The following is a 25,988-nucleotide window of genomic DNA, read 5'->3' as shown; positions in this document are numbered from 1 at the left end:
CCTAAATAAGCCAAAAATAACGCCTTCACATTTGCTCTGTAAGGCGTTAAAAAGTTGTCCGAGGTATATATGTACCCCCTGAAATACAGAAAAAGCACCGAATTTTTTACTCTTCGGTGCTTTTCGCTATGCGCTCCTGTATTGCTGAATTGATGAAAGCATTTACGCTTTCTCCGGCCTGATCGGCTGCGGACTTAATCTTTTCTTTATCGCCTTTCGGGACCGTTATTCCTATCCGGTCGTATGCTTTTTCGTTATACTTACGGTTCGCCCTGGTTCTTGCTGTCGGCGGCATCTTCATCACCTCAGCAATAGAGTACCATAACGTTATAAATAATACAATAACATTAGTACAATTTTTATTGACAATGTAATAACGCTATGGTATATTTTATATGTACTAACAATAGTACATATAAAAGGAGGAAACAAAAAATGAGCCAGCTTTATAAATACCATGGGACCGTTTCCAGCATCGAATTCAAAGACAATGGATACAAAGCAAGTGCGGACATCATACTCGGCGACATCAGCGATTGGGATAAAGCTCCGACCAGAATTCAGGCTTTCGGTGGCCTGGCAAAATACATCAGCGAAATTGGAGGAACCGACGCCGAGGAGCGATATATAAAGTCAGACTGGTTTTACGACAGAAATCTCTACTTGCACCGCATCGAAATCCCCACCAGTGATGGATGCATTGCGAAGGTTATCACGCAGGCTGACTTTCTCTCCGACGAGCTGGCGGTTTTTGGGCCGCAGGATTATATCGAGACGGACTCTCCGGAGCCGATGGATAGCGAGCAACTCGCCGCCTGGGGCAAGTACCGATACAATCACTAAAACGATAACGCCGAAAGCCGGGCGGCTAAGCCCGGCTTCTAAAGAAAGGATGGTATGTAAAATGTCAGTTGTAATAACCGAACCCGAAATAAACAGTTACTTTTTGTGCAGCAAGAGCGCATTACCCGAGCTACTTAAACAGGCCGAGCACGAAAAGGCAAATATACTATCTGATCTGAAAGCATACGTTAAAGGTAATATTGATATTGTCATTAGGCAAGAATTTTATCCAATGGGTTATGCTGTAGCTGGTGATCTACTTGTTAATGGTGAAGTTGCTCGGTCTTATGATTGCATCGACCTGTTGTTTCTGGACTTAAACAATTTGATGTTCTCGATATTGCTCAAACAATAAACCCGCCTGACGATGGCCTGCTGGGTACAGGCCGAAACCGATGATCCGGATCCGCTCCATGAGCTCCGGGGAGGTCGCGGGAACCCGCCACGAGCTGGCCGTGCATGGCTGGCCTTTATATAAATTTGATCTTTGATTATTTGATATAAACAAAAGAAGAGTCTTTGCAGACCCTTCCCAAGACTTTAAACGTTTCACTCTTCAATTATATCTCCGTTCATTGGCAGGAGGTTTAAGGGCAAGGCTTGTCCACCTTGCGGAATCTGAATAAGCTGTTGTACTTGTTGTTGCTGTACCATTGCTATCCCTAAATGATTTTCAACGATTTTTATTGCTGGAGAACTCGCAAATGTGTGGATATATGCATGGTGTATTGTCAATACGATATCCTGAAAGTTATTATCGTTTTCGAGCTTGCTTACTTTCAATCCGAGACGTTCACACTCTTCATAAGGAATATGTCTCGCATGGGACTTTGTTTGTTGATGATTCGTCAAAGAACTAACGATAATTGAAGCTTTTTCTTCAGCCTCTGGGTCTCCTATAAACATGCCTGTTTGAAGCCAACTTTTTACTAAATCGGTTGACCATTCGATGGCTTTTTCACAATCGCCAATAAAAGTGGGATGGTACTTACTTACTATAACCTGCCACATAGGAATTTTCTTAGTATCCTCTGAAGTTTCTTTTAATGCTCTTTCGAATTCCTCTATTACACCATATGTAGAAATTCCATTAAACTGAGGATCTATAGGCCCCAAACTTGATTGTTTCCCAAGAATTATTTCTTTACACGAACATGCAATCATTGTTCCCGCTGACATTGCCAATTGAGGGATTATTGCCCTTATGTCGTTGCCAAAGAATTTACGTAAATAGTCAACAATAGATTCAGTTGCAGCAATATCTCCACCTGGAGTATGCAAAATAAGGTCCAGACCTTTACTTTTATCCAATTTATGAATTACTGCCATTAGGCCATTTTTATCTTCATCATTTATGGCCGTGTTTTTAATTCCTGGTTTTTGTAGCCATCCAGAATAATAAGCAATTACATTTCTCCCTGTAAGGGAATATAATTGCTCTAAATATTTTCTACGAATAAAATCTAAGGCATCAACCCTTTTACACTCTTGAAGTTCGTTCAATACCTCATTCCAACTTGGCATTTAATCCCCCTAATTCATTTCTTTATTTTTTATATTGCAAATTATTGTAGGTAGAACTAGTCGAGTACGAAACATTAACATCTCTTAATATTGAGCATTTCTCAAAGTTTTGAGAAAACTCCTCTGCATTAGTATAATCAGGGATTTGATTCATAGGAATACCAAATCTCTCATATGCTTTATTTATCTGGTCCTGACGATTCATGATATCCCTCCTTTATTTTTAGTATATGTTGTGATGTCCATATAGTTTCATTTTTATTCCATATTTAGTTTTGATATTGCATTAAATCTTCGACAAAATATGGGGATTCCCTTTCGAACATAGATTCTTTTTTAATATTATATACTTATTTATCGTAAACCACACGGAAGAACTTCGGCAAATAATAAAAAAAGCACCGAAGGATCTTACTCCCTCGGTGCCTCTCATTATGCTGCCGGCTCTGATCCGACCGACTCTGTATTTGATGTCACTGTTATGCCGGCGGCTGCCAGTGCTTGTATAATAATGTCCATATCTACCGTTTGAGTTGTCGCTTCTTCTACCGTCAGTTCGTCAGTCGCCGTTGGCGTCACTGCCGTCCCGATCGTAGCTTTCTTCTTGCCGATCTGGCCCTCGATGGTGTCGTTGATAAACTCAAGCATTTCTGCTGTGACGGTTACTCCCTCAATCCCAAGGGCATTTTTAACTGAGTTTACGGCCTTGGTGAAACGCTCATCCACCGGCAGCTGACCAGAATTATAAAGTTGGTCGCTGGCATTTACGGCAAGTTCCGCGGTCTCGATGATCTTGCTTGTAATGCTGGTGATGGAAGTTGGTAGGAATGCTTTACTGATGTTGTTGACCTTTTCGGCGTCATCCAGGAGATCCTGCGCTCCATCGATAACGTCGCCGACGTCAATCTTCCCTCCGCTTGCTGCCTTTTTGGCGTAAATGATAACGATTAGCAAGGCGATGATGACCCCCACTACCGCTCCGACTCCGAGACTGAAATAATCTAAGTTTGTAAACATACTTTTTTCCTCCTGTTTTTTATATCATTTGAAAAACTAATCAGCTATTTCTGGTAGCTCAACCGTCTGCCCAGCAAGCGAATGAGTGCAGTCGTTTAGAAATTGAATTTTGCCATCGGTCACAAAGCTATGACAGATAAAAGGTACTGGCTCTATGTGATCGCCTCTCATGATCATCTCTGCTTCATCGTCAGTTATTCGCTTAGTGCCTCGAACTAAAATTGACGGTGTAAATGTTGGTTTTTCAGGGTTATCATTGTAACCCCACCCATGAGGGCTGTGAACCTTTGGAGCATGATGCTCGTTGCAACCAGGACACATAAACCAAGCCAAATCATATTCTTGGTCTCCATCTTTGCACCGTCTTAATCTTACTTTCATGGGTTTCCTCCTTAGGCGACTTTGATGGCTTTTTTGCAGTAATCCCGCAAGACAACCAGGCCGGTATCAAACCGATCGGCGCCGACAATATTTACCGTATTGTCAAACGGTTTTGCGCTGCTGCCGATAATATAGGCGGTGCCTGTGACCTTGATTGTGCTGGCTTTGCTCAAAAGTACAATCTCCGTCCCCAACCAATCAGCCAGGTATGCTGCTGCTCTTTCGTCGGCTCCTGCGTTGCAAAGGACAACGTCCGTATATGTTTTGCCGGTCGTTGTCGTTGCAGTTGGTAAGCTAACCACATTCCCGCGCTCGTTTTTGATCCCCAGGAACGTGGCCGGACTGACGTGGATCTGGTTATTCCACGGTGCTTTCCGAACCTCAAAGTGCAGATGGATGCCGGTCGAATTTCCGCTGGTGCCCATGACTCCAAGTTGCTGCCCTGCCTTGACTTTGGTTCCCTGGCTTACCAAAACTTTAGAATGATGGCCATAAATAAGGTCGTATTTTCCGTCGGTTGTCCGCAGGATGACGAAGTTGCCCCACCCGGCTTTATCATAGCTGGATGCGATGATGGTCCCGGCTACTGCAGCGTAAGTCGGGACGTACGTTCCGTCCGTACCGATAATGTCCATTCCTCGGTGGTCGCCGTTCGGGTTCACGGTGGTTTTTTTGTAATCTCCCTTGGTTTTCGGATCCAGGTACGCGTTAGTTATCTTTGCATTCCTTACAGGCATGCTCATGATCTCTCAACTCCTTTCCTGCCCGATATGTTCATCAATTCTTTTGTGGGCCTGTTTGGCTGATTCTTCAACCCTCGTCAGTCGTTCTGCATGAACATTAAGGGTCTTATTTGTCTCTCGCTGCTCCAGGAGAACATCATCTATCCGGCGGCGGATATATTCAGTGTCGGCTTTTAATAGCCCCTCTTTGATTCCTTCCTTCTGCCCTTCTTCTTGACACTCTTTTTTTTCTTCTTTTTGGTCCTTTTTTGCTATTCGGCAAAATCCGGTGACCCCTAAAATACCGCCGCTAATTGTCCCCGCAATTCCTATCAACGCAGCTGCTGCAGCTAAGGTTGTGTTTTCCACAAATCCGCCTCCTCCGTGCATAAAAAATAACGCCATCGGCTGGCGTTGGACTTTTACAAAATGTGAGTTATTCTTCCCGATACTGCCAATCACTTGGCAGCTCATTATAAAATTGAGCCTTGTCTTCGAGGTAGATTTCTAACCATGCCCTGTCCGACTCGCTGAAATTATGTGCTACTGCGCATCTTCCGTCTGTTGATTGATTGTATTGGATAGCATTATTGGAACTGTCAGGGTCATACCATGTCCAAACTCCACCTTCTGGGGTAACTGCCACTTCCTGCAGATAAGTGTCGGCGTCAGTTTTACTTGGAAACACTATTACCGTTGGCATTTCTGACCCCCCTCGCCCCGATGATTCGTTCGTCTCTTAATTTGTCTCTATCTTCTTTTTTACTTGGCCTTTTCCAGAGTGCCTTGCGTTCTGATTTAATCTGCTCAGGAGTCTTGTCTGTTTTGTCCACATCTTTAAGCAACTTGGACACCCCTTTCAGCCATTTGCTTTTTGAGATAGCGGTAATTCTGTAAAATCTCTGCTTTGGATAAGGCTCTGTTGTAGATAAGAACACCGTACATAGTACCATTCATATAGGTTGTTCCTATGCTATATCTTCCAATCTCTAAAACCGCACCTGCATCTCCCATGTCGGCAACAGAACTAACCGATTCTGAGGTAGTAGCAAAATTATTATAAATTTGCTGTGCTTTTCCTCCGGGTTTCCAAAGACCAGTTGATACATGTGTCCCAGATTTTCCTGTATTAGTGGTCATAGTATTAGCATCGTATAGAGCAGGGTCTTCTTGTACTTGAAATGATTTAAAGCCCAAAGCCCATTCCCTTTTATTAGCCCCTCCGTTGTACTGACCGACTAAAACTCCACTAGACGTATCTACACCCCTATAAGCAACAGCCATAACTGTTAATCCGTTTGTATTGCTTGCGAGTAAACTAGTGACATAACAGTTAATATAATCATCAGTACTCATTACAAGGCCTTGACCATTCCAATACCCATCGTTTGTGTCAGAAGCAGTCGTACTCCCAAGAATCCCATTGTATTTTGGTAATTGCATAACCCTTGTGCCGTCAAACCAAATTGGGAACAGCATGTCGCACTGTGCCGCTGTAGCAGGTTCATTTCCTGCACCAAATAAAGCGGTCATATCTACACAGAAAAACTCAGTTACTTCGGCTTGTTTACCATTAGCTGTGGCTGTATCAGCATATCCATGCGTAAAAATAGCCTTAAATGTTCCTGTAGCATCTGCCGGAGGAGTATCCAAAGCGGAAAGTGTGTATAAATTATTTTCAATAGAACTAGTAACGCTAGTTACAGTCTTATTTGTTCCATTTATACTACCATCATAATCAATTCTAATAGTTGGCCCAACGGCATTTTTAACTTTTACTTTTAGTCTTGTGTAGTATTTATGTGTCACATCTAAGACCCCAGCATTGGTTCGCACTAAAGAAACACTGCTGGCGACACCGTTTCCAGTAACCGTACACACTCCATCAGTAACGGCTGCCGTTGCATTTGTAGCAGTCCACCCAGTTAAACCATTTGCAAAATTACCATTTGTAATTAAATTTGCTACAGAATAACTATCCAATTTTCTGTTCCACAAAGTCTGGTTTATCATGGTTTTTTCATAGGAAGTAGCAACTGGGCCGAGTTCTACTTGAGGGAAGGCAACATAAACAGAACCAGTCGTTGAACCGTCTGCTAACCATTTTGATACATAGATTTCTGGCTGCAATACTGTGTTGCCAGAAGTATTATTTACAATTGGTATTTGTACTCTATACCACCCATTTCCAACTGGTGTCATCTTAGCCACAGTTCCTGAGATGGTATTAGTCGCCCATGTTATGGCCGGGTTTACAGATACGCTTGTACCTCCGGTATATTTAACCGAAACACCTGTTTGTTCCGCAGTTCCTTGTTTAACATAAACAGAAAAAACTCTGGCTAATCCATCGTTTGGCACAGTTATCAATTGGGTAACTTCTAAACTTGCTGTGGTGCTTTGGTCGTCTAACAACCAAGCATTTTTTCCGCCAAAAGGGTCGTCATACCCATTGATAAAAGATAATCCTGTTGATTTTGACCACACAGAATTTGTGAAATCCTCACTATACTTCAGCAGGTTCTTCTGTCTGAAGTCGTAATTCATCACCAAGCCATTCTGCACCAATGTGCTTTTAGGGGCGAACAGAGGTAGTTTCAAAATAACCCCTCCTTATACCGGTTTTGTCCAGAGTGTAATCGTCCTTGCGGCAGTTTGGTTGACTGTAGTACCGCTGATGCCCGAACGGACTTTGACATAACGCCAGGCTAGAAGGGATAGAGGGTCTACAGTAATACGCCTACTCGCTGCAGCCTCAGACAGTGTGTACTCTGAACCACCGAAAAACATCGGTCCAAAATTTATTCCATCGTTTGATACGTCAAAGGTTATTGACGCTGCATCCCAGCCGGCAGGCATTGAGATACCAACCAGGGTTCTACTCCCTAAGTCAACAGCTGCTGATAAGGCTGTGTTTATGGCGATTGTAGCCACTACTGAGTTTGCAGAGCTCCCATTTTGTGAAGCGACTACCCTTAACTGTCCATCTAATAACTGAAGCGATCCTACCTGTTCATTTCCACCTTCGTCTAATACCGCTGCCCCCAGAAGGTCAACAATCAAACCGTACAGTTGATCCTTACCTATCGGCATACCCTTTTTAGTATGGAAAAAATCTTCTCTTGTCTTAACCATTGCCAATCCTCCTTAAAATAAAAATACGCCCCTTGGCGTTTGATCTCATAAATATTTTTTACCAGTAGACCTCTAATTCATAGGTTGCTGTCATACCGTTGGCTTCTGTCTTTGTGACTGGTTCTGGTAGGATATAGGTCGATATAGCGGCATTGTGTAAGGGAGTTGGACTTACTATGTTTAAAAACATTTTTTCTGTGTTAAGAATATCCAACGCTGTAGAATAATAGCTAGATGTAATGCCTACAGTAAAAGCTATAATAGTATCGTTAGCTAGGTTAAATACAAAACTTTTGCAAGCAGAGCCGCTGTATTGATTACCAAATAATACATAACTAGTCCCTGGAATAGGACAACTATTATATATCGCACCATTATTCTGAGCATAATTACTTTCTGTATAAGATGCATTGTTATAGGCTGAGGTGTTAATCATTACCACAGCTATATTATTGACAAAATCAGCTTTGTATAGGTTAGATCCATCAGGAGTGTAATATAAATAATTTCCGTAAACATATGAAGAATAACCGCTAGTGTTAGATATCAAGATTGTTGGAGAGTAGGTATTCTCAAGGGTGCTGAATGTCATATCGCTAAATACATACATCCGCCTGTTTGCAGGAGTTGCGCTGTATATATAGATATATCCCTTACCGGTGTTAGGAGCGTATGCAACTGATTTATAATTATTTTGTATAGTACCTACTATAGCGGATACATCAATAGTTGTAGTTGTGTTAAAAAATGGATCATATTTTGAAATGATTCCAGATCCAGAACAACTATAGTTATATCTACCGTCGCTAGTGTAGTATCCATGGGTATAATCGCCCAATGTCTTGAACCTTTTATTCGGACTTGATTGGTAACTTGTTAAGTATTGAGTAGTCAAACCAACATTTCTCATCGTCCCACTGTTACCTTGGGCCGTAGTGAAATCATATTGAAATTTCCATCTGGTTTTAGTCATAGATTGTTCAGCCAATATCTGATTAGCTGCATTGTAAGCGCCTCTGAACGTCCCTAGAGTTCCCAGAGACGGTCTGCCGTAAGCAATAGTTTGCCCCCTTAAATATGGAAAAGCTAAAGTAGGTGCAGTAGCATCATCATTCATGCACATGAGAGTATTAGAAACTCTTTCCTGCCATGTACTCCCATAGGATGAGAACAAACTTTCTGGGAACACCATATTTTTGCCTTCTACCCTTTTCTTTGTTTTCCCACTTATAGGATCTGTTAAGTCAATCCTAACAAAGCCTTCAGCATGAATTGGGTTTCTTTTTCCTAATTCCATGCGTATTTTTTCCTTAATCATTACAGTACCTCCTCAAGTTAGAATTACAGTGACTGATACTTCGCTAACAATTAAATCTCCTATATAATCCTCGAAGCTTTCGCTGTCGTAAGCCGAACTTCCAGTAATAGCCGAAAACATAGTAATTTCAGAAAAAGTATCAACCAGGTCTCCAAGATAATCAACAGCGTCTAAGAAATCCGTTGTGTCATACAAGTACTTAGTGCGGATGTTTTGTGTAATACCAGTCACTTCAAATTTCACAGAAAAGGGCTTAACGTTGTTACCATCACTGCTATAAGTGAGCAAAGATTGTATCTCATTAGTAACAGTTACTCCAAAATAGGCTTGTGATATATCCCCGTATAATTTAAAAACTCCAGCAGAAACACGCTCTATTTCGGTGATGGTTATATCAGAAACACTCGAAACAGTACAACTTTCTTTAAACATACCGGTTGAAAAATCATTTACCGATTGATGGAAATCAATAAAGAAGTAGGAATAAACACCTGCGGTATTCCATACCCTCGGAGAATAAGCATCTCCGCTGCTGATATGTCCTCTGGTTGCTAAACCACACAGGAATCCGTTTTGGAAATCAATATCGCTCATCACAGCTCACCCGCATTCCAGGTTATTGGTATTACATTTGTTGAATACACGTCATCAAGTTGGGTTATTCTTCCGCTCCCATCCTTAGTCCAGGTATACGCAACAACGTCAGAGCCGTAAGTTGCTCTGAAACCGTTTGAATAAAAATCAAGGTCTGTCAACAGAGAAAACATATGCCTACTTCCTACGTGAATGCCATCCGGTTGAATGCTTATTCTATTCTCTGCAGCCACAGATGTCATGTAAAATTCAAACAAGTCTGTAGATATTAGCAAATAGTTTTCTAAATCCCACTTCCAGCGTATGGCTGTTCCTTGCCCCTCCATATTAGCCGCTGTGGCATCAATTGCTGGGCCTGTCGGATCATCATCAAATAGAAGTATATATGGGTTTTGTCCCAGAGAAGTAATCATATTGATCAATAGTTTCCCGTCAGCGGATAAGAGCGTATCCCCATTTGTATTTTTTAATCCTGCTGCTGTTAAAAAACCGACTATCTGCAGATCCCCAGATTCATCGAAATAAAATATTGGCGACCCGTTCTTCGTAAACTGTAGCAGATCGCTGTTTAGAATAGCCTCAGTAATACCATTTGATTTCGTAACCTTAATCCCATTGGCCCGGCCGATCGTCACGCCATAATATGGAGTATCTGCTTTAACGGCTTTCTGGATCTGTTGCGTCAATGTGCCGGTAAAATTAAATTCACTCTTCTGAGCAGACACCGATGGAGCTGTTGACTTATACTTCAGCCCGCCCTTAAACGTCGCTTTATTTGTGAGTAAAACGGATGAAATCACAGAAGAATCCCGCAATGTGATCTCAACTGCATCACCCACTTCTAAAAATACAAATCCTTTCCAATCCATTTGAATAGGTGTATAGCTGAAGCCTGTTAGTGCTGCCAATACGCTATCCAACATGGCCTGAGTCATAAACGGATTATAAAATTCAAGAGTATGATCATCATCGCCGGTACCGGATTCCAGAGTTTCACCGTCAGTATTATATATCAGCAGGATCCTTGTATAAGTTTTCACCGGGTTTGTCTGAAGACAGTCAAAATAATGAGAAGTGCCCAGCGCAGTTTTTGTGGCACCGGGCAGAAATGATACAAAAGCCAGCTTTTCATTCTTGGTCATTTTTATACTGCATCCATGAGCCGAAGCAATATAACTAAACATATCCCTCATAGAGATATCTTCATCTTTGTAAGAGATCATATATGCGGGATTGATTGCCACACTGGCATCAACCGTGAAACCAAGTTGCGTAACCATTTCATTAAAAACGTTCTGCATGGCTTCCGGATATGTGAGGGATGAGACGTAGGGCTGCTGGGTAGTGATCAATTTGTCATAGCAGACGAACGTCCAGACCCCATTTTTGTAGTCCCGATTATCAATGTAGTATGACCCTAACTCTACCCACTCTGTCCAACCGTTTGCTCCATTCAGTCGTACTGAAGGCGTAATTTTTGCATTTGTGAATATGGTATCAGTTGTCTTGACGGAAAGAGTCAGTTTTGATGGTATTACCGTCCCGATCGTAAATTCATCGGAAGCAATTAGGCTGTCTTCGGGAGTGAATTCAATCACTTTAGTATTATCATAAGTGACTGCTCCGATGACAACCTTTACTTCCATTTCCCTATTGGGCTGAGCAACATAAGTTTTGAATAATTCTGATACATCGTACAATTCTCAGCCCTCCTTTATTTTTCAGTAAGCGTTACTTTGAGACCGGACCAATAAAGGACACCATTTTTCTCAACCGCAACCGGAGATGGCCGGTTGCCTACATAAAAAGTTTTGGTCTCATAGGCCCCAGTCATTGGATCTGGATAATAGAAATCAAAAAATACATCGCTCATCGCAGTGAGAAGCGCAGATATTTGCGTCCATGTGATCGCGCTCCAAGACATCTCAATTTGCCGCTTTACTGTTATTCGGTCTCTGGAAAGTGTTCCGTCAGCCGTCCTATTGGTTGAATCGTCGTCGTCTAAGTCCATGGGAGTTACCTGAAATTCTTTTGGATATGCAGCGATTTCGGCGCCGTTAATTTTAAGTAGCATGGTATCCCTCCTAGACTTGCAGTAGTGTTATGCCGGCTTGACGCTGGACGTTATTTATAGATTTAATCGCCACTCGACCGAATTCAGTTTCGCCAATTTTTAAGACGATTTCTGAAGGACCAGAATAGTTATTCTGATTGGTTTTATTAATGGCCTGGATAAGCATATCTTGGAGCTTCGATAAAGGAGAAATTACCTCCGGATCGTGAGCGGCGTTGACGTTATCGCCAACCATCGCAAACGTTGGCCCGTATGCAAGGGCACCCTGGGCAAGAGGTGTTATGGTTGGAATTTTTGGGATCGTAAAGCCTGCTTTGCTAGCTAATTCACGAACACCTTCAACTATGGCCATATTATTAATCTTCGTAATAAGGTAATTGACCTTTGTAATTGCCCAATTGATTGCATTTTTTACTGTTAGCTTAATCCCCTCAAAGGCTGTTGCAATTACGTTTTTTGCTGAAGTAAAGGCTGTCACAACAGTATTTTTTATGCCGTTAAATATGGCAGATGCTTTCGTACTTAGCCAGTTCCAAGTGTTTGACGTAGAGTTTTTGACATCAGTCCATAAAGCACCCCATGTGACTTTTATCGCATTTGCAATCTCTTTTATGATTCTTTGCATAAACGCAGCGACTACCTTCATGACGCCATAAATGATATCCCAAGACCCTTTAAAGATGTCTTTGACACCATCCCAAAGCATCGACCAGTCACCGCTAATAATCCCACCGAACACTTTGATGACTCCTTGTATAATCGTCAAAGCTCCCCTTATCGCATCCTTTATGAATTCAAACGCTGTAACAACCACAAATTTAATAGTGGCCCAAATAGGGATGAACATTTCTTTTAAAAAACTAATAATCGGTTTAAGCGCCGGCTGAATGTTGCCCCAAAACTGCTGAAAATAACCACCAATTTCTACAAGGTATGCTTTAACTGGAGCCAGGTCCGTTCTTACTTTATTGGCAAAATCGAGTATCCCTTGAGGAATACCGTTCTCTGTTGCTCCCTCATCGCTTTGAGACGATTCCGTTGTTGTGCTCGATGAAGATCCAACATCGGATCCTCCTGTAGTCTTCTTCTGCAGGATGTTTAACTCGTCAAACGCTGCAAGCCCTTTTTTCGCTGCTGTCCCTGCTGACTTGGTCGATTGAGCAAGGCTTGTTTCTGCCTTCGAAGCTTTAGCTGCTGATTTTGCATTCTGTGCTTGAGCCGAATCAGATCCAAACAGCGCCTGCATAAACTGAGCAATATTTGAAGTAACAGCGGCGATATTCTTCGCAAGAGATTGGAGAAGGGGAATAATTGTCATGGCTATAGGCATAAATGCCTGTCCCAGGTTGACCTTGATATCTTTTAAAGTTTTACTCAGAGCTGAAAGCTGGCCATTGTAAGTCGCAGCATATCTGGCAGCATCACCAATTTGAAATTTAGTCTCTTCCATGATCCCGGCGACTTCTGCTTGAATTTTCTCTTGTTGCGTGAGATCGTTAGTAGATTTGCCGATACTTTGGGCGTATTCTTCCCACATTTTTGCCACATTTTTGGTCACGCCCGCATTGTCCACAAGAATGGAGTTTTCATTTTTCAAGCCTTCAGTAGCCGATTTGACTGCTTCACCAAGAGTGTAAGAGGATTGTCGACCAAACGAGGCAGCATCCTTCAAACGCCCAAGGACTTCCTGAATCTGATCGTCTGTATAACCGCGGGCCGCAAGGTTCTTATAGGCTGTAACAGCGTCAGTAAGAGGAACAAGTCCATCTTCAATATAACTTTGAATGAATTTTGTCGCCCCGCTGACGCTTCGCCCTTGCCCCTCCAGGATACTTTGCAATCCCAGTAAAGACGTTTGGAGTTCTCCGGCTGTATCAAGCCATCCTTTAATCATGTTGAAAGTTGCCCTAAATGCCTTAACAATAAGAGCCAGTGCAGCTATAACCGCGGTAACAGTAGCCCCCGTTTTTATCGATTTAAAGGCAGCATTTATTCCGCTTGTGGCAGATTTTGCTTCTTTATCTACACTGTTTAGTTGCTTTTTTAAGCTTGCAATTTCTTTCCTAAGATTACTGGTCTCCCCAGTAATAAGAACTTTCAATTCTTCAAGTGTCATGTTTCCTCTCACCACGCTTTCTTCTTTCGGCTGCGTAAGTTTCTATTCTGGCTTTCATGACCTGCCAGTTTTGCTGTTTTGGTTTTACTTCTTCTTCGGAAAAAATACCCGGAAATGCTTCAAATAGATTCGGCGCCTGCTGTTTACTACCGAAACGGATTCCAACTAGCGCGGCAATAAGATCAGCTTGACGATAGGCAACCAAAGCCTGAGTTTTTATATCATTCAGGTTCTGATTTTGTCGGCCCCTAATTGCTGCAGAAATTTCTTCATACGTCATATTCCAATAAAAAACTGTATCCACACCGCACTCACATGCGATCGGATACAGTTCATTGAACAATTCTGTAAGGCTGTTTACTCTGTGGCATCCTCCATATTTTTCTTCTTCCCCCTTTTCGGAGGCTCCTTGAAAAAACCGGACACCCTGAATACCTCAATCATTTCTGAAAGTAGATCAGTAAATGTTCCACCGTTCTCCACATACTCGTCATAGATATCGTTGACATCTTCGATAGAAATCCCATGTTGGAATCGTTGCAGTGAAGCATGCAATATAAGCAACAGCGTTTCAGTTCGGGGCAAGCCTTCACCGTCCAGATTTAACAAGACATTCAAAGGGTTGTCTTTAAGTTTCTTCTCAAGATTAACGATTTCAGCAGCGCCCAACCGAAGTCTATATTCTTCGCGCCCAGCCTTAAACTCTTTAAATTTCATATATTTGCCTCCTATTTCTAATATAAGACATAAGAAAAAGCACCCTGTAAAGAGTGCTAAATTGCTTTCGTGTTTGTGAATTATTTTTGTCACTAGTTATTAGATGGAATAACTTTAGCGACACTGATCAATGTTTTCGAATGACAGATAGGGCATTGTTTTTTCTTCAATAGATAATAAATAAAATAGACGACTCCCCCTACCCCAGCGCCAAGAATAAACCAAACTAAAAACCAAACAACACTGAACCTTCTAGAAGGTACAACTTGACGTTGGCAAAGAGTACAATATTTCACAGACATCAATATTTCCTCCTCCGAAATGGTAATACATTATCATATTACCATTTCGAGGAAGAAATTGCATTAGTTTTTAACTTATACTGGGTTTGTTACGGTGATTTCGCTCTGAAGACTGAAGCTGGAAGTAAACGTTAGAGCGGCATTAACCGCAGCAGAATCCATCTTGACGTTCACATAAGCATCAAATTGATGCCCCGTTCCATCTGGATATTCAACTTTGTAAGTAGCCAGAGTATTATTGGTCTCAAGTCCTTTAAGGATCCGGTAGTTGCTCGTCGCTCCGGAATTGTCATAAAGAAACTTGAAACCCAGGTCTCCTAGATCCTTTACTCCTGGGATGGATTTTTTTACCCCGTCTTTCAGGGTTGTCACATCAACTTTTTCAGGATCTCCACCGAGATCAGGAACTTCCATGAGCAGATCTATCTCTGTAAATTCTGACGCCGGGGCGACTTTATAGCTGAGAGACGTGTCTTTTGTAAGTAATCCGGACATTTATATTCACTCCTTCTTATTGGTATACAATTTCGCTACGAGTATCAACAACACCATGAAACCGCATTGTTTTTCGTTTTACTGCCGAATCCGGCACATCTGCTGCGAACTCCCGCCGGAATCCAATTGATGCCATTTTATCATCAACCTGCTGCGCCAGGCTCCCGGTTGACCGGTTATGCCAAATATCAATTTGAATCGTAATATCCGATAACGGGCTGGCCTTGATTTTTAGCGGATCCAAATTGGTACTCTCATAAAACGAAATGTGCGGAAGTTTTTTGAAATCCGTTGGATAAGCATCGGATACCGTTATTCCTTCGATCGATTCTAGCAATACTTTGATTTGAGTTTTAACATCATACATCAATGCTCACCCAATTTCCGAATTTCTTTCTTTATCTCATCCTTGACTAATTTTTTTACTCGTCTTTCATTCTGTTTTAAAGCCGGATAAAGGAAAGGCTGTGCTGGCTGACCTTCGGTATAATAAAATACATCTCCATCCGGGCTCTCCCATCGAAAAAAGTGATATTTCTCCGCAGTAGCAACATCAATGTCGCTGGAATGAATCCACCAGCCATCATTCCGATACTGAATTTTACTTGCGATACTTGGAGGAAGATCTTTAGGCGAAGCCATACCAACTGGACCGGTCCCAAACTCAACATATGGCGCATGTTCTTTATTGGTGGATACCTTACCGACTACCGACTCCGACTTAGTTTCAATCCCAGTATGAATACTATTACGAAGATCCCCATCGCCAATAGCGCATAAATCCTTTGCATCTCCCTGGACAAGCTTTGTGCCTTTAAGTATCCCGCGTTCAAGTGCCTTAGTACTGTTTCCACCCAATGAATCAAGCTTCTTTAGGAGCTTATCCATCCCTTGGATACTTGCCATTATCTCACCTTCTCCAGAGTATATACTTTTACGTCCCAGGGTTGCAGTCCCACAACCTTATAATCTGGATCCTCTGTCTCGAGTACAGCAATACAGATCCCATCCCCCTCATGGATGGTAACATTGCCTTCATAACGCATAGTTTTCATGTAGGCCAAACGTTCTCCATACATCTCTGCCATGAGTTTTCCGCCTGCTGGCTGAATGCTGGCTTGTATTTGGTTTGGTATTTCTTCATAAGTCTCATAACTGGTACCGTCAGGATCCTGAACAGGCAAACGCCTTTTAAGATAATAGGTTCCCAGATCTCGTTGTCTGAGTCTCATGTCATCACCTCGGCAGTCTCCGGCAGCTCCGGATCTTCTTCAACATGCTTTCTGGGATATCTTCAAAGGTTCGGGAAATTCCGCCCTCTGAGTGAGCTGTCTGCCCCTCAATTCCCTGCTTATTAAATGCGATAATAGCTAGATCAACCTGAACAGCCGATAAGCTGGTCGGAACGGCATCCATGTGACTCAGTTCAATGATTAATTCTTCCGCGTCAGTGAGATATAGGTTAAGCAGGTCATCCTTTGCAGAGTCAGCTAGCGCTATCCCCAGCTTGATTTTGAGCTTCTCCAGTTGCGTCATTTACCTCACCGCTTTTCTGCTTCTTTGATTTATTCTCTTCAGCCGCTTCAGCCTCTGCTTTAGCTTCAGCTTCTGCTTCCAACCGAGCCTTTTCTTCTGCTTCTAATCTTTCCCGCTCCTCGGCTTCGATCCTTTCTTTCTCTTTAGCTTCAGCTTCTGCTTCCAACCGAGCCTTTTCTTCTGCTTCTAATCTTTCCCGCTCCTCGGCTTCGATCCTTTCTTTCTCTTTAGCTTCCAGCTTCTCTCTTCTCATTCTTTGGAATGACGTTGCGCTCACAATATCATCTCCTTACTGTAACGATTTTAAGGAAAAGTAAGAAGGGCACTAGGCCCTTCTTACACGGACAATTTGTATATGAATTTTACGATTCTGACAGCTTTGTTCTCATACACCCTCGTCCAATTTGCAGCCATTTCGCACTCTGCATTAGACGGAGATGATCCGGCAACGCTGGCAGCGTTAAACTTCACACCGCGAGGATGCAAAACAAACGACTGCCGGTTAATCAGGATATCTTCCCCTGCCAGGCTATCACGGTCTGTCTCTGTCGGTACTTTTGCCATTCCATTACCCAGGCCAATCGCCCCTGGGCCAAACAGATAGGATGTATAGACCCCATCAGCTACGGGATGACCATCATCAACAATGACACGACGACCCATATAGATTGGAATCTGAACCTTTGCTTCACTATCCGGAATAAACTCGATCAGGTTTTGTTTTTGCAGAGTAGTGAAGGTAGCAGAATGCATCGACACTGCTGTCAGGTCATCAGAAGCGTCTCCAAGCTTCTGCTTGGCATCCAGGAATGCTTCACCGGAAATTACCGCAGTGCTTCCAGCTCCTGCAGAAATATCATGTACGTTTCCGGACATGCTGGCAGCGGCAAAGACCCCTTTAAGCATTGCAAACAGCAATGTCTGCCGTTTTCTTGCCCAATAGGTTGCTACCAAATCCCCTATTGCCGCCATAGGATCGGACCCTGCAAGAATATGAGCAAGGTCATTCACAGACCATGCTTTACCACGGAGAAAAAGAGCAGCTTGGTCTTGCCCTGCTGTAATTTTAGCCGGTGTCAGTGCTCCGCTGTCAGACAAAACCTCGTCATCCCCGGAAAGATCATTCCAGTAAGGCATATTGATCAGTTTCCCGCCACCGCGGGCCAGCGCATCCAGTTCAGGGCTGTTGGAAATAATACCACTTTGAGCTAACGCCGAAAGTTCCATAGATCTTTGAATAACATATGGGTTAAATACTTCAGGGACGATTACGTCCGCAATTTGTGTTACTGGCATATTTTACACGCTCCTTATTTTTTATCGTGCTGCTGCCTGCAGCTGTTTTGCAAGTTCCGGATTTTCACGGAGAATTTTACCTTGATCCGTAAGGTTAAAAGTTTCTTTCTTCCATGGATTCTTTACCCCCGGAGACCCTCCACCATAGTTCGGCGGTGTTTGGCCGCCAAGAGCTTGGTCAAACAAATAGGCATCTGATTTTTTCAGGGCTTCAAGTTGATCAGTAAGGCCTATCAGGCTTTCTCCATCGAGTTTAATGTTGTCAATGGTAAGCAGCGCCTTAATAGCCTTAATATTCTTGACTTTGGCATCGGATAGAGCTGCATCAAGAGTATGATCAAATTGCAGCTGTTTGACTTTGTCATCATACTCCTGTTTTGTCTTCTTATTTGCCTCTTGCAACTCCTGAATCTGTTTCTCCAGTACTTCATTTCCTTTAGCCTTTTCGGCCAGATCCTTCAGCTGTTTATCCCTTTCTTTAAGGGAGTCCTCAGCCTGTTTCTTAGCCTCATTGACCTCATTGAACTTATCTTTGGGAATCAGATATTTTGGAGTTTCTTTGTTGACACTCTCGATAATCCCGTCAATTTTGCTTTCTTCCACTCCGGAAGCTTTTAGTAAATCTTTTAACCATTCCATTTGTTGTTACCTCCATACTTTTTTATACTGGTCAGTGCCAGTTTCAGGTTCTTGTTCTTTATGCTCTGCAATACCAAAAAGAGCAAAAGAAAAAGGCCTTACAGCCTAATTACCAAACATTTTTGAGTTATCAGAGATAACCATGTACAGCCCTTTCGCTAATTTGTCGATCGTGTCTTCATCGTCTCCGACAGCGAGTTCGAAATGCTTGGCAATCCCGTGCAGAATCTCATGTAGCAATGTTTTGCATTTACCTTGCTGATCCTGAAGATTCGAATCAAGACGAATCAGGGCCCGATCAAAGTCAATATGGCCGTAAGCCAAACGGGATCCATCATTTAACCGGTCTTCTTCCCTGATTTCATAATTTGTACCACCAATTCTCACTTTCTCCGGTATATTCAAACCTTTTTTACCCTCCCTTTGGGCATAAAGAAAGCACCTACCTTTTACTGGGTAAGCGCTTAATTAAATAACACTTTTTCCAAATCAGTCTCAGACTTGATATACAGGGCACCAACATCTTCATCGTTTTGCAGAAGCACCTGTTTATCTTTATACCTGAACTTTGCTACCAGGCTTCCATCTACGTCCTCCAAGATGCCCTCTTCAATCTCCATTCCCTCAATATTCTTCAGTTTATCAAGACATTTATCAAAAAGTTCTTTATCTGTCTGGTTACAAACATTGTAGGAAAACATCTATTTCACCCCTCGATGTTAAATTTAGAATTGACTTCTTTGTTGGTTTTTCCAGCTGTATTAATTATATCATAATATGCCTGATCTTTTGTTAGTCCTTTTTTATCTATTTTGTCCTGGACTAATTCTTCGAAAGTCAGATTTGGCTTGATAATGTCCAATTCTTCAGCCTTTTTTCTATTTTGCATCATCAATCTTGCTTCAGAGCGATATTTATTTCTAAGGGAATGAGCTTCCATAGCTCTATCTTTGATATCCTTATCCGAGTCAAGAAGGTTTACTATATTCTTATCGTGAGAGATGTACCAGAGCCTGGTCTCCAAATCACCAAATAACCCTTTTAATGATGGATTGTAATCCAGAGAATTCAATCTCTCTTGCTTGCGGTCTTTTAGATCATTCCACTCTTTTACTTTATTGTACTTCAATTCCAGGAACTTTTCAAAGGATTGTGGGATTTCTTGCCCATAAATTGCTTTATATTTTACATAAAGTTTCTGATCGCTGACCTTATTGAGAATTTTATTTTTCATCACGTCGGCTTGATCTTTTCCGTATTGGTTGACAACATGCTTCTCATACCACTGACCATAATCCATGTCGCCAGGTACGAGATAAGTTTTACCAGTCTCCGGATTCCTAGCCCGGCGTCCAATACTCTGCAGATCTATATCCGAAAAATAAGCCCTGGTCGTTGACCGGCACCACGGGTGAAGCGGCGGCATATTCTTCCCGGGAACAGCATCCTTTACCTTATAGCGCTGCTTATCATGTTCCTGACAAACCTCTGAAGTCCTGTTATCCAATGTCGCAATATAGATATACTCCTCAATCTCTGCTTCCTTGTAGCTCTCCATCTCTGCAGCATTGGCCATGTACGTTGTTTCCGTCCGTACCAGCCTTGCAGCAGCCATTTTGCCAAGATTACTCATGTTCTCAAGTTCCAGGGTCATCTTTCGGATCCCAGCACCTGACTGAAATCCTGCTGTTACGACTTCGGTGATCTTCTCTGCCAATACGTCAGTGTTTTTCCATACTCTACTACTGAAATGCTCACCGGACCATGGATTTTTAAGTATCGTCTCAATGGTTCTTGCCGGCATTGCGGCAACATTAAATCCAAGTCCAAGCCCTTTTTGGATATCAAAAAGATTTCTGTAATAAGCTTCATTTATTGTATCAATATACCCAAGGGAGCTGGCCTGGATCTCAGCGTCCGCAATAATTTTTGACTGAATATAAACTTGCTCTTTTAAAACCTGAAGTCTTGTCAGTCTGGCCTTATAGGCAGGTGCATTCAGACGGTTTAAGAGTTTCCTTTTTATATCCGGATCTTTGATTCCCTTAATATTCCCTCTGATTGCATCAAGCACCTTAGCACTTTCTCTTCTGTTTAACAATGCTTTTGCGTCATCGGGAGTAAGTTTACCGTCCTTGGCAAACTTACTGAAGATTTTATCAATCTCATTCTCAATATCTTTAACTGCTTTATCATAAGCCTTAGAGACTATGGAGATGGTCTGTTCTGAACCTTTTTCATATCCTGCCATCCTTTCTGTAGCCCGTTTCTCCCAATAACTATTCGTTCGAGCCTTCATCGTCTCCAGCTCCCTCGCTGTTTACCGGCATACCAAAAGAAGCCTGCTGCTCTTTTAGTTTCTGGGCTTTCTCTGCTTTGACTTTCTTCAGCTCATCTTGTGCATCTGTTGTCCAAGGATGATTTGCAATAATTGTCTCATCGGAAATAATACTCTCGGAATTCATACAGTTTGTAATAGCCTCAGTTTCATTGATCTGAATATCTCGGTTAAAAATTAACTGAACGTCAACATCTTGAAAAATCCCCTGACCGGCTTCTGAAAGGTAACTATTCACAAAATAAAGTAACTGCTCAAAAGCTTGTTTAAACTCTACTTCCAAGTGATTGCATTTAAGATCCAATCCAGCATAAAGAAATTTCAGTGCAACCCCGGACGGAGCTGAGCCGAATTTATCTAAATCTTTCGTAACGCCCTGGCCAAACTCATTGATATCCCGTTTTAACTGCTCAAAATGTTCTTTCGCCGCGTTGATATCAATCGTCGGGTTTAAGGTGTCGACCCCGCCGTCCTGCGGGTCATCAATTTTGATTGCCTTATAATAATTCAGATCATCCATGAACTCCTTAAGATCTTGTCCACCATAACCCCTTAATACATAGATCAGGTTTTTGACTTCTTCGATGAAGTTTGCAACATCACTCCGGGAAAAATCGTAATTATCTGCCAGACTCTTAATATAACGAATGTCCGGATACTCAATTCGGTTGTTTTTGAAGGCAATAAAAGGAACTTTACCCCAGGACTTACCTTCTTCACCCTTTTTGTAGTGAGGGATTGGGCCTCCTTCATTGACTTCTACATCCGGAATAACAGCATCTCCATCTATAACATAAAAACTAATATCCGCTGAGGTATAATATTCGATTTTTGTAATATATCTCCGGACTTTTCCCTCAAAGACTTCCTGAACATAGAATCTAATCATGGCCTGAAGCTCAGTATGGCTATTGTCTGTCCAGATCGGAACGCATTGCTCAGCAGGGATGATCATTGCTTTAAACTTACCTTGTTCATTAATATAAACCTGTAGCCATCCTTTGCCCTTGTTACTTGCTTCATATCCCAATCCTGAGAGGGTGTATTGAAAGTACTTCCCCAGTACATTTTTGATTTTCTCCAGATATGCCTGGTTGTCTGTCTCTAAAGAATATTCCTTTGTAAGCAAGTAACCGATTTTCTCATCAATCAAGTTCTTGACTGAGGCATGAGCAAGCTTATTGTTTGCTTTGGTTGGATCTTCGATATCGCCATGCTCGGTATGCCGAATCATTTGACGATCAAGGACATCATTTTCAACTTTGTAATATCTATCTCCCACCAGCATCCATTGCCTTTCCCGCGAACCTTCAAAGTCTACTATCTCTTGCAGGATAATCTCTTCAAGACTCCAAGGATTTGAACTATTGGATTTGATTATATCGCTAATTACGCTATACACCGCTTTTCCCCCTTACTTCATGACCTGGAGTCCTGGTCCTCTGAACAAAATCGTATTCACAAAATAGCGGTCACCATCCATGCAGTGATCATTTTGCTTGCTCGGCTTATCCTCACCACGCTCTGCTGCTTTATCATCCCAAATATACGAGTAAAATTCGCGGAAAGTATTGATGCAGCAATCGTTATAGAAGATCATCATATTATTCAGAGCAGTTGCAACGTTTCTGATTCCTTCCAGTACATCATTTTTTGCCGGCTTAACCCTGAATTTATCGTGTTTCTTGATTGTGGCAATAAAAGAAGCAGCACTCGGATCCACGATTACTGCTCTAACCTTGATATTTCCTATAAACTTATCAAGATCCTGATAGAACTCTTCATCAGTCTTTTGTTTGCCTTGGTCTCTTCCAGAATAGTAATACTCTTTGACTTTGTACCACTTCCCGGAACTCTTTCCCCACAGACCAAAGGTTGTTGGGTTCTGGGTACCATAGTCACCGCATACATAAAACTCGGTATAGGCTCGATCCGTTGTTGGTACCTTGTGGGCATCCTCATTGAACATGTCATAGATGATACCCTCAGCCATAACCCAAAGACCTAGGATATAGCGCTTGAAGAAGACGCCGGCATACATCCGGCGGTATCTGTCTTTCATTTTTTCAGACAGACTGAGATTATCATCCATTGTAAAATGCAGATAAAGCAGGTTCTTTTCTTTTCTCTTATCAATCCATTCAAGCTTAAACCAGTGATAGGGCCCTTGAGGATTGCAGTTAAACCAAAACTTTGAACCTTCCACGGAGCAGCGGCCAGTACCCTGTTTCACGAATGATTCAGGCATCAGAGCCACTTCATCAAACAATATGCCTGCTAGGGTTATCCCTTGGATCAGATCTTGGCTGCGCTCATCTTTACCACCAAAAATATAGAAAAAGTTGACCTTATCTCCCCTGTAAACAATCAACAGGTTATCGGCTCTTTTATCTTCAACCCGATAACCCCGACACCGTAATATTATTTTCAGCCAGAAGACAACGTTTCTTCGGAAAGATCCAATTGTTTTGCCACACATTCCAAAGTTTTGATCATTAAACTGGTACATAGCCCACATAACGAATGACAGCGCCATGCTTATGGTTTTTCCTGAACGGATGGCTCCATCGGCTATTATCCCATCTTTATCTTTAACCGGAGAATCATCACACCACCAGGTAAGGACTTTCTTCTGTTTCAAGCTAAAAGGATGGAACTTGAATACTGCTCTTTTAATCTTCTTCAGCATCGTCCCACACCTTCCCGGCTTCGGCGTTTAATGCCTCAATAAATCCATCATCGGCAGGTTCATCCGGATCCAGATCGCCAACCTTGCGCTGGGCAAGTTTAAGCTTTTCTTCTTCAATCCTACGCTGGAATTTATCCGGGAAGAGATCAAAATATTTCTCCAGTTTATCTAAAGCCTTTTGTCGATCTTCAAGCTTGATACTTACCCCGTCCCGGCCTTTTTTGACCTGGCAGATAAGTCCGCCGTCGACCATAGTGGAATCTTTGAACCTGATGACATTAACCATCTGGGTAAGTGGTACTTTTTTGCCGGTTTCAGGATCGTCAACTTCAACAGGCCCGAACATTCCCATGACAGGAACTTCTTCTTGGCCAAAAGAAACAAAGTCGTTCATGTCTGCGAAAGCTATTTTTACGTAGCGTTCCAGAACATCCATAGCATCAATGAATAGTTCTTCCATAACCATTCCTTTAAGGCGACGGATTTCAGCTGCAATCTTACTATTTCTTACCAGTTCTGAGGCTGTCACATGTGCCCGGCTTGGTTCATACCCCGCCTTAATCGCTGACATGGTTCCATTGAACGACTTAATATAGTACAAACAAAAAAGACGCTGCTTTTCGGTTAAACCATCGTCTTCAATGTCTTGCTCTCTTAATTTTTCTCTAAAAGATTTTTTTCGTTCGGAGCGTTCCGTTTTATTTTCGTTCCGTTCCGTATTTTTGGGGAACGTTCCGCTATTCGTTCCGTTTTGCACTTCGGTTCCGTTAAGCTCCGCATCCCATCGATCTTTATTCTTCCATCCCCTGATCGTCCCTTCAGGGAGCCCCAGTTGATCTGCTATCTCTTTAAGTTTAATTTCACCCTTGGCGGCAATGTAAAGTTTTTTTGCCTTACTGCGATTTGGGTCTCTCGCTCTTGCCACATCACCCCACCTGCCGTTTTCGTCTCATTTGTCTCTATTGTAATAAACCCATGATGATTTGAATATATTAAAGCATAATTTAATAAAGGGGTTGTTGACCATGAAATACTTTGTGGTTTTTATGACCGTAGCTCTAGTTGTAGCACTGGCCATCATCCTTCGATAATGAAGGGTGGGGAAACGTAAGAAATTGCGTTTCCCAGAACCACAAAGAAAGAATAAAAATAATAATGAGCCTCAAAAAAGGCTCATTATTATTTTTATTTTTAATCATTACAAAAGCCAATAAAAATAGCGCCCTGTTTCAGGGCGCACCACTCAACTATTATTCTAAAGTCAATAAGTATGATTGTCAATACTTTCTAAAACCTGTTCAAAAATTATATCCCCGACCAAGGATCCACATACACCTTGTTTCCCTTCTTATCCTTCTTCCCTTTACTTTTACTGCCGCTGCCTTTTACCACGCCGCCACCACCCGGGATAACTTCTTTTTCGTGAATATTGGGGGAAGTTGTATGACACCACCAATCCCAGAATTCCCGATTACTTGAATATATTAGGTGAGAGATGTCAGCAGAGTTAAAACCTTTTCTTGCATCCAATCCAGCCTGAACCACGTTCTTAAGCTTCAGTTCATCCTCGATCTTCTGATCTTCTTCGAAGAACCCTTGGATCTCTTCCCTTGATGTAATGGGAGGTTTTTTATTTTCGTCCAATCTATTCCCCTCCTGCCCCTACCCTTTCGGCCCTGATTTGTTCCATATCTGTCCGTACTCTCGGAGTGTATATCCGACTTCCTTGATTCTGGACTGTCTTCTCCATGGCACTCAAAACCTTATACAATGTGATCTTCAATTGCTTATTATTGTCCACATATTCCTTAAGCGGTCGCAGCGCTTCAATTTGTTCTTTCATTTTTCGCCGGTGCTGCCTGACAGCCTTGATCTGTTTGGAAAGCTGATATCCGTGGCAAGCATCAAATTTAGTAAATTCTATTTCGTGGAGTAGATCCTGGATCTCCCCTTCGGATTTCTTGACATCATCCCACCAATCCGGCCATTCTTTCTCGATCAGATTCAGGAGCTCAAGGAAATCCCGTGTTATGGTAATTGCGTCATTTGTCATAAATGTGCTCCTTATTTCTCTTTGATTTCCCTTATGACTCCCCCAGTGTGCAGGCTTCCGTCTTTACAAAAAGTATAGTCCATTGGGCTTTTTATTTGGCAAGAAATGCAATACTCTTTTTGGTCTTCTTGAATCAAATTGCCCTTTTCATCTTTCCCCTCAAACCAACCGTCCTCCATGCAAACAGCACATGTATAAA

Annotated in this window: 36 protein-coding genes; 2 read left to right on the top strand and 34 right to left on the bottom strand. The window is 42.2% G+C overall.

Annotated features, from left to right (window positions below; genetic code table 11):
- Positions 1 to 106: 106 nt before the first annotated feature.
- Positions 107 to 295: an antitoxin gene (locus NC238_03110; GenBank protein ID MCM1564944.1), complete on the bottom strand. Its 189-nt coding sequence runs from the start codon at positions 293 to 295 to the stop codon at positions 107 to 109.
- A 140-nt stretch (positions 296 to 435) separates the two neighbouring features.
- Here NC238_03110 and NC238_03105 point away from each other — a divergent pair, with 140 nt between their 5' ends.
- Together NC238_03105 and NC238_03100 are read left to right on the top strand one after the other, a co-directional pair.
- A complete protein-coding gene (locus NC238_03105; GenBank protein MCM1564943.1) occupies positions 436 to 843 on the top strand; it encodes a hypothetical protein in 408 nt (135 codons plus the stop codon).
- 61 nt (positions 844 to 904) lie between these two features.
- Positions 905 to 1,198: a hypothetical protein gene (locus tag NC238_03100; protein MCM1564942.1), complete on the top strand. Its 294-nt coding sequence runs from the start codon at positions 905 to 907 to the stop codon at positions 1,196 to 1,198.
- A gap of 194 nt (positions 1,199 to 1,392) precedes the next feature.
- On the opposite strand, the gene NC238_03095 is transcribed toward NC238_03100, so the two are convergent.
- The 33 genes from NC238_03095 to NC238_02935 form a co-directional block, all read right to left on the bottom strand.
- Positions 1,393 to 2,367, bottom strand: coding sequence for an ATP-dependent Clp protease proteolytic subunit (locus NC238_03095; GenBank protein ID MCM1564941.1), 975 nt, complete (start codon positions 2,365 to 2,367; stop codon positions 1,393 to 1,395).
- A 22-nt stretch (positions 2,368 to 2,389) separates the two neighbouring features.
- A complete protein-coding gene (locus tag NC238_03090; protein ID MCM1564940.1) occupies positions 2,390 to 2,572 on the bottom strand; it encodes a hypothetical protein in 183 nt (60 codons plus the stop codon).
- A 227-nt stretch (positions 2,573 to 2,799) separates the two neighbouring features.
- Positions 2,800 to 3,384: a hypothetical protein gene (locus NC238_03085; GenBank protein MCM1564939.1), complete on the bottom strand. Its 585-nt coding sequence runs from the start codon at positions 3,382 to 3,384 to the stop codon at positions 2,800 to 2,802.
- 36 nt (positions 3,385 to 3,420) lie between these two features.
- Positions 3,421 to 3,765: a DUF6527 family protein gene (locus NC238_03080; GenBank protein ID MCM1564938.1), complete on the bottom strand. Its 345-nt coding sequence runs from the start codon at positions 3,763 to 3,765 to the stop codon at positions 3,421 to 3,423.
- Between the two features lie 11 nt (positions 3,766 to 3,776).
- Positions 3,777 to 4,508 (bottom strand): M23 family metallopeptidase, encoded by a 732-nt coding sequence (locus tag NC238_03075; protein MCM1564937.1) that lies wholly within the window; start codon positions 4,506 to 4,508, stop codon positions 3,777 to 3,779.
- A gap of 6 nt (positions 4,509 to 4,514) precedes the next feature.
- Positions 4,515 to 4,856 (bottom strand): hypothetical protein, encoded by a 342-nt coding sequence (locus NC238_03070; protein MCM1564936.1) that lies wholly within the window; start codon positions 4,854 to 4,856, stop codon positions 4,515 to 4,517.
- Positions 4,857 to 4,923: 67 nt separating this feature from the next.
- The gene (locus tag NC238_03065; GenBank protein ID MCM1564935.1) at positions 4,924 to 5,190 is read right to left on the bottom strand and encodes a hypothetical protein; all 267 of its coding nucleotides are present in this window, start codon (positions 5,188 to 5,190) and stop codon (positions 4,924 to 4,926) included.
- Positions 5,162 to 5,332 (bottom strand): hypothetical protein, encoded by a 171-nt coding sequence (locus NC238_03060; protein MCM1564934.1) that lies wholly within the window; start codon positions 5,330 to 5,332, stop codon positions 5,162 to 5,164. The genes NC238_03065 and NC238_03060 overlap by 29 nt, the downstream gene beginning before the upstream one ends.
- Entirely contained in the window at positions 5,325 to 7,088 is a 1,764-nt protein-coding gene (locus NC238_03055) for a LamG domain-containing protein (protein MCM1564933.1), read from the bottom strand. The genes NC238_03060 and NC238_03055 overlap by 8 nt, the downstream gene beginning before the upstream one ends.
- Positions 7,089 to 7,100: 12 nt before the next feature.
- On the bottom strand, positions 7,101 to 7,622 hold the full coding sequence (locus NC238_03050) for a hypothetical protein (GenBank protein MCM1564932.1): 522 nt from the start codon (positions 7,620 to 7,622) through the stop codon (positions 7,101 to 7,103).
- 58 nt (positions 7,623 to 7,680) lie between these two features.
- Positions 7,681 to 8,940, bottom strand: a complete 1,260-nt coding sequence (locus tag NC238_03045) for a hypothetical protein (protein ID MCM1564931.1) — start codon at positions 8,938 to 8,940, stop codon at positions 7,681 to 7,683.
- Positions 8,941 to 8,952: 12 nt separating this feature from the next.
- Positions 8,953 to 9,534, bottom strand: a complete 582-nt coding sequence (locus NC238_03040) for a hypothetical protein (protein ID MCM1564930.1) — start codon at positions 9,532 to 9,534, stop codon at positions 8,953 to 8,955.
- Positions 9,534 to 11,234 (bottom strand): hypothetical protein, encoded by a 1,701-nt coding sequence (locus NC238_03035; GenBank protein ID MCM1564929.1) that lies wholly within the window; start codon positions 11,232 to 11,234, stop codon positions 9,534 to 9,536. Before NC238_03035 ends, NC238_03040 begins: the two co-directional genes overlap by 1 nt.
- Before the next feature lie 14 nt (positions 11,235 to 11,248).
- Entirely contained in the window at positions 11,249 to 11,608 is a 360-nt protein-coding gene (locus NC238_03030) for a hypothetical protein (protein MCM1564928.1), read from the bottom strand.
- 10 nt (positions 11,609 to 11,618) lie between these two features.
- Positions 11,619 to 13,724: a hypothetical protein gene (locus tag NC238_03025; GenBank protein ID MCM1564927.1), complete on the bottom strand. Its 2,106-nt coding sequence runs from the start codon at positions 13,722 to 13,724 to the stop codon at positions 11,619 to 11,621.
- Positions 13,714 to 14,028 carry a hypothetical protein gene (locus NC238_03020; GenBank protein ID MCM1564926.1) on the bottom strand — a complete coding sequence of 105 codons (315 nt, stop codon included), beginning with the start codon at positions 14,026 to 14,028 and terminating at the stop codon, positions 13,714 to 13,716. Before NC238_03020 ends, NC238_03025 begins: the two co-directional genes overlap by 11 nt.
- Before the next feature lie 53 nt (positions 14,029 to 14,081).
- A complete protein-coding gene (locus NC238_03015; protein ID MCM1564925.1) occupies positions 14,082 to 14,441 on the bottom strand; it encodes a DUF6096 family protein in 360 nt (119 codons plus the stop codon).
- A gap of 377 nt (positions 14,442 to 14,818) precedes the next feature.
- Entirely contained in the window at positions 14,819 to 15,238 is a 420-nt protein-coding gene (locus tag NC238_03010) for a phage tail protein (protein ID MCM1564924.1), read from the bottom strand.
- A 16-nt stretch (positions 15,239 to 15,254) separates the two neighbouring features.
- Positions 15,255 to 15,605: a hypothetical protein gene (locus tag NC238_03005; protein ID MCM1564923.1), complete on the bottom strand. Its 351-nt coding sequence runs from the start codon at positions 15,603 to 15,605 to the stop codon at positions 15,255 to 15,257.
- Complete coding sequence (locus NC238_03000) at positions 15,605 to 16,144, bottom strand: HK97 gp10 family phage protein (protein ID MCM1564922.1); 540 nt, start codon at positions 16,142 to 16,144, stop codon at positions 15,605 to 15,607. Before NC238_03000 ends, NC238_03005 begins: the two co-directional genes overlap by 1 nt.
- Positions 16,144 to 16,470, bottom strand: a complete 327-nt coding sequence (locus tag NC238_02995) for a hypothetical protein (GenBank protein MCM1564921.1) — start codon at positions 16,468 to 16,470, stop codon at positions 16,144 to 16,146. Before NC238_02995 ends, NC238_03000 begins: the two co-directional genes overlap by 1 nt.
- Before the next feature lie 4 nt (positions 16,471 to 16,474).
- Positions 16,475 to 16,774, bottom strand: coding sequence for a phage head-tail connector protein (locus NC238_02990; GenBank protein MCM1564920.1), 300 nt, complete (start codon positions 16,772 to 16,774; stop codon positions 16,475 to 16,477).
- Positions 16,725 to 17,051, bottom strand: a complete 327-nt coding sequence (locus NC238_02985; protein MCM1564919.1) for a hypothetical protein — start codon at positions 17,049 to 17,051, stop codon at positions 16,725 to 16,727. The genes NC238_02990 and NC238_02985 overlap by 50 nt, the downstream gene beginning before the upstream one ends.
- A 59-nt stretch (positions 17,052 to 17,110) precedes the next feature.
- The gene (locus NC238_02980) at positions 17,111 to 18,070 is read right to left on the bottom strand and encodes a major capsid protein (protein ID MCM1564918.1); all 960 of its coding nucleotides are present in this window, start codon (positions 18,068 to 18,070) and stop codon (positions 17,111 to 17,113) included.
- A 21-nt stretch (positions 18,071 to 18,091) separates the two neighbouring features.
- Positions 18,092 to 18,709: a phage scaffolding protein gene (locus NC238_02975; protein MCM1564917.1), complete on the bottom strand. Its 618-nt coding sequence runs from the start codon at positions 18,707 to 18,709 to the stop codon at positions 18,092 to 18,094.
- 105 nt (positions 18,710 to 18,814) lie between these two features.
- Complete coding sequence (locus NC238_02970) at positions 18,815 to 19,114, bottom strand: hypothetical protein (protein ID MCM1564916.1); 300 nt, start codon at positions 19,112 to 19,114, stop codon at positions 18,815 to 18,817.
- Between the two features lie 59 nt (positions 19,115 to 19,173).
- Complete coding sequence (locus tag NC238_02965) at positions 19,174 to 19,410, bottom strand: hypothetical protein (protein MCM1564915.1); 237 nt, start codon at positions 19,408 to 19,410, stop codon at positions 19,174 to 19,176.
- 5 nt (positions 19,411 to 19,415) lie between these two features.
- Positions 19,416 to 21,008: a minor capsid protein gene (locus NC238_02960; GenBank protein MCM1564914.1), complete on the bottom strand. Its 1,593-nt coding sequence runs from the start codon at positions 21,006 to 21,008 to the stop codon at positions 19,416 to 19,418.
- Entirely contained in the window at positions 20,989 to 22,449 is a 1,461-nt protein-coding gene (locus NC238_02955) for a phage portal protein (GenBank protein ID MCM1564913.1), read from the bottom strand. The genes NC238_02960 and NC238_02955 overlap by 20 nt, the downstream gene beginning before the upstream one ends.
- Positions 22,450 to 22,461: 12 nt before the next feature.
- A complete protein-coding gene (locus tag NC238_02950; GenBank protein MCM1564912.1) occupies positions 22,462 to 23,736 on the bottom strand; it encodes a PBSX family phage terminase large subunit in 1,275 nt (424 codons plus the stop codon).
- Positions 23,720 to 24,661, bottom strand: coding sequence for a terminase small subunit (locus tag NC238_02945; GenBank protein ID MCM1564911.1), 942 nt, complete (start codon positions 24,659 to 24,661; stop codon positions 23,720 to 23,722). Before NC238_02945 ends, NC238_02950 begins: the two co-directional genes overlap by 17 nt.
- A gap of 380 nt (positions 24,662 to 25,041) precedes the next feature.
- Positions 25,042 to 25,380, bottom strand: a complete 339-nt coding sequence (locus NC238_02940) for a hypothetical protein (protein ID MCM1564910.1) — start codon at positions 25,378 to 25,380, stop codon at positions 25,042 to 25,044.
- Between the two features lies 1 nt (position 25,381).
- Entirely contained in the window at positions 25,382 to 25,789 is a 408-nt protein-coding gene (locus tag NC238_02935; protein MCM1564909.1) for a hypothetical protein, read from the bottom strand.
- Positions 25,790 to 25,988: the final 199 nt, after the last annotated feature.

It is taken from the genome of Dehalobacter sp. (genome assembly GCA_023667845.1).
Taxonomy (GTDB): domain Bacteria; phylum Bacillota; class Desulfitobacteriia; order Desulfitobacteriales; family Syntrophobotulaceae; genus Dehalobacter.
Note: the sequence above shows the minus strand (reverse complement) of the source record. Positions and strands in the feature narration are given on the sequence as shown.